This window comes from Aurantimicrobium sp. (assembly GCF_036667855.1).
Taxonomy (GTDB): domain Bacteria; phylum Actinomycetota; class Actinomycetes; order Actinomycetales; family Microbacteriaceae; genus Aurantimicrobium.
On sequence record NZ_JAVWTF010000105.1, the window covers coordinates 1 to 2095 of the forward strand.

General features: G+C 42.0%; 4 protein-coding genes. All 4 read right to left on the bottom strand.

Features of this window, described 5'->3' with window-relative positions; all coding sequences use genetic code 11:
• A partial coding sequence (locus RR877_RS10450) for a phage tail tube protein (protein WP_332628213.1) occupies positions 1-762 on the bottom strand: 762 nt, incomplete at its 3' end.
• Positions 763-765: 3 nt separating this feature from the next.
• On the bottom strand, positions 766-1194 hold the full coding sequence (locus RR877_RS10455) for a phage tail terminator-like protein (RefSeq protein WP_332628215.1): 429 nt from the start codon (positions 1192-1194) through the stop codon (positions 766-768).
• A gap of 8 nt (positions 1195-1202) precedes the next feature.
• Positions 1203-1592 (bottom strand): hypothetical protein, encoded by a 390-nt coding sequence (locus RR877_RS10460; protein ID WP_332628216.1) that lies wholly within the window; start codon positions 1590-1592, stop codon positions 1203-1205.
• Position 1593: 1 nt separating this feature from the next.
• The gene (locus tag RR877_RS10465; protein WP_332628217.1) at positions 1594-1947 is read right to left on the bottom strand and encodes a hypothetical protein; all 354 of its coding nucleotides are present in this window, start codon (positions 1945-1947) and stop codon (positions 1594-1596) included.
• Positions 1948-2095: the final 148 nt, after the last annotated feature.

Genomic DNA, 2095 nt, shown 5'->3' on the forward strand with positions numbered 1-2095 from the left:
AGAGCCTGTTGGAGCTGCTGCTGGGCTGGTAAAATACTGAGCACCAGTTGATTGAGTCATGGTCTTACCGAGAATCCCGAAAGACACAGTAGCCATTGCATTAGGCTGAATACTCAATTCAAATTCGCTAATCTTACAACCAAGAGCCACTTCACTGATTGTCAGGTTTTGGATGTATGATTCAAAAGTAAACGACTTGTCAGTACGTGATGCCGGGTCAAGAGGAATCATCAACTTCTTACCAGCAAGCTTCACTTTCTTAGTGGCACCAGAAGCTTCCGTTACAAGCGTATCAGCTACGGTTAGTTCTAGTGCGGAGACAGCAGTTACGGTCAATGCTCTACCGTTTACAGAAGTAGCAGTGAAGCCTTCGAGCATCACCGTATCACCGATCTTAAAACCGTCGGTAATAAAGCTGCCAGTAGTGCGAGTAATCTTGTTACTACCAGAGTTAGTGATTGAAACGTCAGCGACAGCAGTTGGCGGTGTACTCCATGTGCCACGCAATGCAGCCTCGAAGAAGTCACTGTAAGCAAGAGGACTAAGTTCGCCTTGTAGAGTGCCTTCTACCGCATCAGTACCAGAACGCATGTCAGTAGTTTGTGCAGTGGAGCTGATTTCAGCAGACTCGAAAGTTTCTCGGGTTAGGTTAATTTCCGCCGATACACGACGAATACGTTTACCAGAGCTTGCAAGAGCTTGTTGACCAAAGGCAGTCTCAGGGCCGTAGATTACAGAGCGTAAAACGCCAGAAGTTAGCATTATTTATCCTTGTTTGAAATAGTCAGAACGATAGGGGATTTCAACCATCACTGTCAGCCACTTGTCCCCTAAGTCAACATAATGGCTATATGGATCATTCTGTATCCAAACAGAATTACCTTCATTTGTAAGAATCATTCCCCTTGGGAACCAATCTTCGATTTCTTTTGACACTTCATCTACCCAATCTGTCCCTCTGTTGAGCAGGCTATCCTTGATCCTTACAACAAACGTCCCGTAATATCTTTTGTGAATATCACCTAAACTTGGATTTGCAAGCCCTGCTGGATACAGCACTGGTTGTAGATATTTTTCAACACCTGTCACAGAGAATGATCTGTTTTCCCAAGAAACTTTTAAAGTGGGGCGCTTGGTAGTGATATACTCACTTAGTTTTATCTCGAAGGCTTTACGAATCTCTTTATTACTCATTTGCCTCCTTATACAAATTTATTCATTGCCCAAGATAGCGTATTCCTAATTGGTGCATATGGATCAGTGCGAGGCCAACCAATATCTTCAACATTGATGTGGTAATCTGCTGTGTTATACATAACAACAGAGTTATTACGAAGAAAGTAGTCATCACTGATAAATGACTTAATCATGCTATCTGTTACAGACTTACTTGGGTCTTTTTGTTCTGTTTGAATCTTTCCTACAACAGATGTTCCAATATGCCAGTTAGCTTCATATCTACCAGTACGAACAGGAGAGTTTGCACTCAACTGCAAGAATACTTCTCTTGCAATCTTTGCACTCTTTTCAGCTACATTGAACTGTTGCTCACTGCACCACTCCTTGATGAATGAAAAAGGTTTTTTAGCCATTTTATTTCACCAAAGTGAGAACATAATAGATGGGGTTAGATGTATCTGGATTATGCTCTTTTACGTTTTTGATGGCGTATCTAACACCTTTATGCACTAAGAAACAACCACCATATGCTGTAGGAGCTGGAGCTGTTGATGGAAGAAGATACACTTCCTTATCCCCCATCTCAATCAGTGTTCCATCCTGTGCTTTTTGTCCGTTACCAGATCGTGTAAAGTCAAACCAGATAGTCCGTACAGGGTAGACAGTTGTTGTAACAGATGGAGATGGATTAGATGGGTTATATTCTACTTCTGTATCTACGTGTAGTTCACTGTCAGTTCCTTTAGCAGCGAACATTCGTCTTGCCATTGCTTGTAGACTCATACTAGAATACCAACCGACTTGTTTTTGTTTCTCCAGCAGTAGGAACATCTTTGACAAAATTATTATCAGAGTTATCCTTATTTGCTTCCATGTCTGATAGGCTAATCCCACCAGCATATGCTGTTACAACGCG